7 protein-coding genes are annotated in these 7,468 nt (G+C 46.9%); all 7 read left to right on the top strand.

Annotated elements, in window-relative coordinates:
- Nucleotides 1–101: 101 nt before the first annotated feature.
- The 7 genes from ACQY26_RS01560 (at nt 102) to gcvPB (ending at nt 7,348) form a co-directional block, all read left to right on the top strand.
- Nucleotides 102–494: a hypothetical protein gene (locus ACQY26_RS01560; protein ID WP_428047326.1), complete on the top strand. Its 393-nt coding sequence runs from the start codon at nt 102–104 to the stop codon at nt 492–494.
- 116 nt (nt 495–610) lie between these two features.
- A complete protein-coding gene (locus ACQY26_RS01565) occupies nt 611–1,279 on the top strand; it encodes a M48 family metallopeptidase (RefSeq protein ID WP_428047327.1) in 669 nt (222 codons plus the stop codon).
- Entirely contained in the window at nt 1,272–3,008 is a 1,737-nt protein-coding gene (locus ACQY26_RS01570; RefSeq protein WP_428047328.1) for an N-acetylmuramoyl-L-alanine amidase family protein, read from the top strand. The genes ACQY26_RS01565 and ACQY26_RS01570 overlap by 8 nt, the downstream gene beginning before the upstream one ends.
- Nucleotides 3,009–3,038: 30 nt before the next feature.
- Nucleotides 3,039–4,118, top strand: coding sequence for a glycine cleavage system aminomethyltransferase GcvT (gene gcvT, locus ACQY26_RS01575; protein ID WP_428047329.1), 1,080 nt, complete (start codon nt 3,039–3,041; stop codon nt 4,116–4,118).
- Between the two features lie 11 nt (nt 4,119–4,129).
- Entirely contained in the window at nt 4,130–4,504 is a 375-nt protein-coding gene (gcvH, locus tag ACQY26_RS01580) for a glycine cleavage system protein GcvH (protein ID WP_428047330.1), read from the top strand.
- A gap of 68 nt (nt 4,505–4,572) precedes the next feature.
- Entirely contained in the window at nt 4,573–5,901 is a 1,329-nt protein-coding gene (gene gcvPA, locus ACQY26_RS01585; RefSeq protein ID WP_428047331.1) for an aminomethyl-transferring glycine dehydrogenase subunit GcvPA, read from the top strand.
- A 1-nt stretch (nt 5,902) separates the two neighbouring features.
- Nucleotides 5,903–7,348 carry an aminomethyl-transferring glycine dehydrogenase subunit GcvPB gene (gene gcvPB, locus ACQY26_RS01590; RefSeq protein ID WP_428047332.1) on the top strand — a complete coding sequence of 482 codons (1,446 nt, stop codon included), beginning with the start codon at nt 5,903–5,905 and terminating at the stop codon, nt 7,346–7,348.
- The last annotated feature ends 120 nt before the right edge of the window (nt 7,349–7,468 follow it).

Below are 7,468 nucleotides of genomic sequence, written 5' to 3' on the forward strand. Positions count from 1 at the left end.
AAGCGGGTGCAGCTACAGCACGTCGACAAGGACTTGCTGTTCAAACAAAACTTGGTCTGATTGGGACAGCTCTTGCCCTACAACGCCGACATGTGGTGCAAATGAGTGCTGGAACGGAAGTTCTTGTGCGGCTAAGGGGGGAAACTTTAAGGAATTGTTCCGGCAATGTCACCAATACCACGGGCGGCAAACAAACAAGAACAGCCACATGCACAAGCGGCAGCGGATGGAGCTACGGCTCTTGGACGGGTATTTGCACTTGCAGAAGCAATTTTACATGGAGCAATAACAGATGCGTTAAAGGAGGAATGCCTTCCGGCTGGAGCTGGCATCTTTCCGCTATGAACCCGGTTAATTGCAAAAACGCTTCTTCGTCCTCCTGCGGGACGTGCAGTCAAAGCAATGGCGGAACGAGTTGTATTGTAACAATTTCGGAAGATGACGGTTCGGGCATTGGCGTAACTCACTGCTACTTTGATTGTTTGGGAATGTAAAATGCCGGTTTGCCAAAAAGCAGGTAAAAGCTTCCGTTTTCTGCGGAAGCTTTTTGTTTGGCAAAATTTGCCATATTATATTTAAAATAATAAATATATTTTTATAGAATGTATTTATGGCGGATATTGATATTGAAACTACTATAAGCGACGTTAAACTTTTTATAGAAAAACTTAAAAGCGACCTGCCGGAAGTTTTCTCTTCCGAAACGCCGGAAGAAGAAAAACCGCAGGGGGCGGATTCTTCCTGCGCGCCGGCCGCCGGAAAGGTTCTTTACCGCGGCAAACTTTTAAACTGCGTCGTAAGTTTAAGCGACAAAATAAAAGAGCCGATTATCATTGAAGAAGACGAAGAACTTAAAATTATAATTAATGACCCCGCCGAAAATCTGCCCGCTTTGGCCGAACGCTGGATACGCGAACAGGCAAAAACAATTCTGCCCAAAAGAATAAAAGAAATCGCCGATAAAATGGGGGTTGCTTTTAACAATATTGTTATTAAGGACCAAAAAACCATGTGGGCCAGCTGTTCTTCAAAAAAGAATTTAAATTTTTCTTACCGTATTTTAAAAACTCCGCAGATAGTGCAGGATTATCTTATAGTGCATGAACTTGCACACCTTTTGCATTTTAATCACGGCGCGGAATTTTGGGCGACTGTGGAGCAATACTGCCCTTCTTATAAAGAACAGCGCAAGTGGCTGAACGCCAACCGTTACGCCGTTATGGCCGAAACGGATATTAAATATATTCCCCCGAAAGAGGATTTGCCCGATAATGTTTAAAAAGATACTTTTGCCTCTTTTGTTGCTTTTCAGCTGTGGGTTTTGCCGGGCCGCTTCGCAAACGCCTGTGGAAATGCTCGGCAAAAATAAGGGCGAAGTGCAAGTAATTAACAAAGACGGCGTAAATTATGCCGAGGCCGTGCGTCTTTCCAAAATTTTAAAACTGCAAACAAGTTGGTTCGGGCGTTCGGGGCAGCTTAACCTTAAAGGCCCGGCCGGATTTTTCTGCGTTTTGAGGGCGGGCGAGCAAAACGCCGCCGTCAAGGGGGAAAGTTATAAGCTTGAGGCTCCTCTTTTGCTGGAAGACGGCGTTTTATATGCGCCGATAAGCTTTTTCAACTCCCCCAAAATCAGGTTTTATACCGGCTTTCAGACGGAACTTTCCGGCGGGAAGATAATTATAGAAAAGCTTTACGATATTGAACTTTCGGAAGTAAAGGAAACGGCTTCTTCCGCGGCTTTGATTTTTAAAACCAAAGGTAAAGTCAATTTTAACAAAGATAAGCGCGGGAAATATTTTGCGGAAATTTTCTTCCCGAAAGCGATAATAAAAAGGGAAGAAACTCTAAGACCGAAAAGCAGCTTTATAGACAGAGTTAAGATACGCCAGACAGAAGAAGGCGCGGCCTTAAGCGTTCAGCTTAAAGGGCGCGGGCATGAGTGGGAGGTCTTCCAAGAAGGCGATTACATAGCTTTCGCTTCCGGCGAAAGTACGCCCAAATCACCGCTTTCGGCTTATGCCGCTGCTGCGGATTCAAAAGCGTTGGAAGCGGAGGAAGTCCAAAGCGCGGATAATATTTCGGTTTTGGAAAAGCCTTCCGTACTGGGGGAAGAGCCTTCCGACAGCGTTTCGGCGGAAAACGACGCGGTGGAACTCGGCGATGAATTTTTTGAAGCTTCCGCAAAGCCTTTGCAAACGCAAAGCAAGCCGGCCACGGCAAAAAACGCTCAGCCTAAAAAGACCGTAGTAAACAAACTCGTTACGGCCAAGGAATACGAAGAACTTAAAAAACCTGCTCCGCAAACAGGCAAATTCCGTATTTTGATAGACCCAGGCCACGGCGGAAAAGACCCGGGCGCGGTTAAAAAAGGCAGCAGCAAAGAAAAAGATTTAAACCTTGCCGTAGCCAAAATCCTATACAATTTGCTTAAGAAAGAAAAAGGATTTGAAGTTAAAATATCCAGGGACAGCGACGTTTTTATCACATTGGGCAAAAGGGCCTCAATGGCCAATGATTTCAAGGCGGATGTTTTTGTCTCCATACACGCCAACGCCGCCAAGCGCGCTTCCGCCAACGGTTTTGAAGTCTACTTCCGATCCGATAAGGCTTCCGACGCGGAAGCCGCCGAAACCGCCGCTTTGGAAAACGAAGCCCTGCAATATGAAGGCAAAGGCGGCGGAACGGTAAGTTTCGCCGATTTGCTGCTGAAATCCCTCGCCACCAATGAGAATATAAACCAAAGTTCCAAATTGGCCGGGCATATCAGGAACAGCGTTACCAAAAAAAGCGGTAATTTGGGTATAAAAGTGCATCAAAACAGCGCTATAAAACAAGCCAATTTTTATGTTTTGCGCGGCGTTAATTCTACGGCGGTTTTGGTGGAAATGGGTTATCTTAGCAACGCCAACGACAGAAAACGCCTCAACACCAAAAGCGTAAGGCAAAAAATGGCCGAAAGCATAAGGGACGGAATAGTCTCTTACGCCAAGGCGGAGGGCCGGAAGTAATTTTATATAATAATTTTAGCTGGGGGGAGTATGGAAAAAGAACTCAAAAAAACGCCTTTGTATGAAGCCTGCCTCAAAGCCGGCGGGAAGATGGTGGATTTCCACGGCTGGCTTTTGCCGGTTCAGTATGAAAGCATTATAGCCGAACACAAAGCCGTAAGGGAAGACGCCGGAATGTTTGACGTATCCCACATGGGGCAAGTGTTTTTTGAAGGCAAAGACGCTTATAGATTTTTGCAGAATGCAGCTACCAATAATTATAAACTTGAGCCCGGCCGCGGCGCATACGCGCATATTCTTAACGAGAACGGCGGCATTATTGATGATGTTATCTCGTTTTGCTTAAGCGAAGAAAAATTCCTCGTGGTGGTAAATTCCGCTACGCGGGAAAAAGATTTTGAATGGTTTAAAAAGAAATCCGCCGGTTTTGACGTAAAAGTTACGGACGCTTCCGATTCTTACGCCATGCTGGCTTTGCAGGGACCCAAAGCTTTGGATTATCTTGAAGCCCTGGACGCCGACATAAAACTTTTAAAACGTTTTTGGATTAAAGAAATAGATTTATTCGGCACCAAAGCTTATGTCACTCGCACTGGTTATACCGGCGAGGACGGCGTCGAAATCATGGGCCCGGCGGAGCAGATAAACAAGCTTTTCGCCTGGGCTTTGGAGCACGGTTTTAAACCTTGCGGTTTGGGTGCGCGCGACGTCTTAAGGCTGGAAGCCGGATATTTGCTTTCCGGCAGTGATATGGACGAAAGCAAAAACCCTTATGAGGCTTCCTGCGGGTGGGTCGTAAAACTCAACAAAGAAGAGCCTTTTACCGCTAAGGAAATTATGGCCCGCGTAAAAGCCGAAGGCGTAAAAAACAAACTTATCGGTTTTAAACTTTTGGGCGCGGGCGTAGCCAGGGAAGGTTGCGGTGTATATAAAGACGGCGTAAAGATAGGCTCGCTTACAAGTGCGACTTATTCGCCCCTTTTCAAAGCCATAGGCTGCGGGTACGTCCCGGCGGAAATTAACGACGGCGACAAAGTGGAAATAGAAATCCGCGGCAGAATGGTTCCGGCTCAGGCCGTCAAAATGCCTTTTTATAAAAATAAAGTTTAGGAGAGTAAAAAATGTACGAACAGGAAAAATGCAAATTTGCCAAAACCCACGAGTGGGCTTTTATTGAGGGCGAAACGGCCGTCGTCGGCATAAGCGACCACGCCCAGCATGAAATCAGCGACATCGTTTTTGTTGAACTTCCGCAGAAAGGCGCGCAGGTTAAAGCCGGCGAAAGATGCTGCGTTATAGAATCCGTTAAATCCGCTTCGGATATTTTCAGCCCAGTTTCGGGCGAAGTCGTTGAAGTCAACGAAGCCGTAACCGCCGATCCCGCTTTGGTCAACAGGGAACCGCACTCCGGCGGATGGCTTTTTAAAATAAAAATGTCCGACCCGAAAGAAGCAGATTCGCTTTTAAGTTTTGAAGCTTATAAAGCCTCGTTGTAATTTTACTTTCCGCATATATACCCTTGCGCTTAGCAAAAGCGCAAGGGCGAATGTTTTAAGAGGATAAAATGTTTATTTCCAATACAGAAAAAGAAAAGCGGGAAATGCTTGAAGCCGTCGGCGCCCGTTCCGTAAAAGATTTATTTAAAGATATTGACGAAAGCCTTTTCGCAAAGAATTTTAATTTGCCTCCCGCTAAAACCGAGGTCGAACTTACCGCCGCGGTAAAGAAAGCCGCCGCTTTAAACAAACCGCTTTTGAACTTCGCCGGAGCGGGAATTTACGAACATTTTATCCCCGCCGCGGTCGGGGCGATAAGTTCCAGAGGGGAATTTTTGACGGCTTATACGCCTTATCAGGCCGAGGCCAGCCAAGGCACTCTGCATGCCATATATGAATATCAAAGCTGTATCTGCGCTTTGTTTGAAATGGGCGTTTCAAACGCTTCCCATTACGACGGCGCGACGGCTTTGGCCGAAGCCTGCGGCGCGGCCTGCAAAATCAAAAATAAAAACAAAGTTTTGCTTTCCGCAGCTTTAAACCCGGAGTACAAAAAAGTTTTAAACACTTATTTTAAATCTTCCGGCGCGGTTAATTTTGAAGAAGCTCCGCTTGAAAACGGAACCGTTGACTTGGCCGAGCTTAAAAAACTTTTATCCGGCGGGGAATACGCCGCTTTTGTTCTTTCCAACCCTAACTTTTACGGGTGTTTGGAAGACGCACGGGAAATTTCCCGCGCGGTGCATGAAGCCGGATCTTTGCTTATAGCTCAGGTAAACCCGATAAGTTTGGGCGCGCTTGAAACGCCGGGTTCTTATGACGCGGATTTCGCCGTGGCGGAAGGGCAGTGCCTAGGCAATACGATGAGCTTTGGCGGGCCGGGCCTCGGTATTTTTACTTGTAAAAAGGAATATGTCCGCTATGTGCCGGGGCGCATTTGCGGCATGGCCAAAGACGCCGACGGGAAAAGGGCTTTCGTGCTGACTTTGCAGGCCAGAGAACAGCATATAAGGCGCGAAAGGGCTTCCTCAAACATTTGCTCCAATCAGGCTTTGTGCGCGCTTAACGCCGCGATTTACCTTACGCTTATGGGGCCTTTCGGTATGAGGGACGTGGCCGAAGCTAATATCGAAAACGCGCATATCCTTAAAGATATGCTTTGCTCCGCAGAAGGATATAAACTTAAGTTTGATAAACCTTTCTTTAACGAGTTTACTCTTGAATGCCCCAAACCCGCCGCGCAAATAATTAAAGCCGCGGCCAAGAAGGGAATTTTGGCCGGATATGATTTGGGCAGAACTGACAAAAATTTGAAGAATTGCCTTCTCGTCTGCGCGACGGAAGTCAAAACCAAAGCCGATTTGGAAGCTTTCGCTTCCGCGCTGAGGGGGATATAATATGAACAACTATCCGCATAATTTGCTTTCAATAGAAAAATCTTCCGCTTTAAGGCGCGGAGTTCAAATAAAGAAAGCCGATAAAAAGGCTTCCTCTTATTTGCCGGAAGGACTGCTTAGGAAAACTCCGCCCAATCTGCCCAGCATGAGCGAGTTTGATGTTGTCCGCCATTTTACGAATCTTTCCAGACTGAACTTTTGTTTGGACACGCATTTTTATCCTTTGGGTTCCTGCACGATGAAGTACAACCCCAAAGCTTATGACGTTTTAAGCTCTTTGGACGGCTTTGCAAACGTTCATCCTTATGCGCCGGAAGAATACGTGCAAGGCACTTTGAGCGTTGTCTACGCTCTTCAAAATCAGCTTAAGGAGATAACCGGCCTTTATGATTTTACGCTTCAGCCGGCGGCCGGCGCGCACGGGGAATTTACCGGCGCTTTGATAGCGGCGGCATATCACAGATCCCGCAAAGATTTTGAACGCAGGGAAATTATTATACCCGATACCGCGCACGGCACAAACCCGGCCACGGCGGCTATGGCTGGATGCAAAGTGGTTAATATAAAATCCGGCCCTGACGGCAGAGTGGATTTGGAAGAGCTTAAAAAAGTTTTGGGGCCTAAAACCGCTCTTGTAATGCTGACTATCCCCAATACGGCCGGATTATTTGAGAAGGATATCAAAACTATCGCGGAAATGACTCATAAAGCCGGCGCGCTTCTTTACATGGACGGCGCGAACTTAAACGCTTTGATAGGCCTTGTAAAGCCCGCGGATATGGGCGTTGATTTAATGCACATCAATTTGCATAAGACCATAGCCACCCCTCACGGCGGTGGCGGCCCCGGCGCGGGCGCTGTCGGCGTAGGCGAAAAGCTGGCGGACTTCCTGCCTGTTCCGCGTATTGTTTTTGACGGGAAAAAATATAAACTTTCCGCAAAAACAAAACACAGCATAGGCGGGATAAAGAGTTTTTACGGCAATATTTCGGTGATAATAAGGGCTTATTGTTATTTAAGCCAATTTGACGGAAACACTCTTAAAGAAATAGCGGAAAACGCCGTTTTAAACGCAAATTACGTAAGAGTGAAACTGGCAAAGTATTTCCCGGCTTATTTTGACGCCGTTTGTATGCACGAATGCGTTTTGACGATAGACAAAGGTGTTTTGCCCGCGGCAAGGACCGCCGACGTCGCCAAAATGCTTTTGGATATGGGCTTTCACGCGCCGACGATATACTTCCCTCTGATAGTGCCGGAGGCTATTATGATAGAGCCGACGGAAACCGAAAATAAGCAAACTTTGGATAAGTTTATATCGGCCATGACAAGCATTTTCCTTGAAGCGGGCTCCAATCCGGAAGTTTTGCACGAGGCTCCTAAAAACTGCCCCGTAAAACGCATAGACGAAGTCAGCGCGGCCAGAGAGCCTAATTTAAGATGGTAAAGGTTTTGTCTTCCCCGCGCGCGGACGTTTACGGGCAAATGGCTTTTGACGAGGTTTTGGTTTCGGAACCGTCTTTTGCCGGGGAAGATTTATGCCGTTTCTTTAATTGGACCGGCGGGG

It is taken from the genome of Candidatus Proelusimicrobium excrementi (assembly GCF_937881865.1).
Lineage (GTDB): Bacteria > Elusimicrobiota > Elusimicrobia > Elusimicrobiales > Elusimicrobiaceae > Proelusimicrobium > Proelusimicrobium excrementi.

Excerpts from the sequence above, each read along its gene's own strand:
- ACQY26_RS01560 (WP_428047326.1), top strand. The coding sequence starts at position 102 with ATGAGTGCTGGAACGGAAGTTCTTGTGCGGCTAAGGGGGGAAACTTTA.
- ACQY26_RS01565 (WP_428047327.1), top strand. The coding sequence starts at position 611 with ATGGCGGATATTGATATTGAAACTACTATAAGCGACGTTAAACTTTTT.
- ACQY26_RS01570 (WP_428047328.1), top strand. The coding sequence starts at position 1,272 with ATGTTTAAAAAGATACTTTTGCCTCTTTTGTTGCTTTTCAGCTGTGGG.
- gcvT (WP_428047329.1), top strand. The coding sequence starts at position 3,039 with ATGGAAAAAGAACTCAAAAAAACGCCTTTGTATGAAGCCTGCCTCAAA.
- gcvH (WP_428047330.1), top strand. The coding sequence starts at position 4,130 with ATGTACGAACAGGAAAAATGCAAATTTGCCAAAACCCACGAGTGGGCT.
- gcvPA (WP_428047331.1), top strand. The coding sequence starts at position 4,573 with ATGTTTATTTCCAATACAGAAAAAGAAAAGCGGGAAATGCTTGAAGCC.
- gcvPB (WP_428047332.1), top strand. The coding sequence starts at position 5,903 with ATGAACAACTATCCGCATAATTTGCTTTCAATAGAAAAATCTTCCGCT.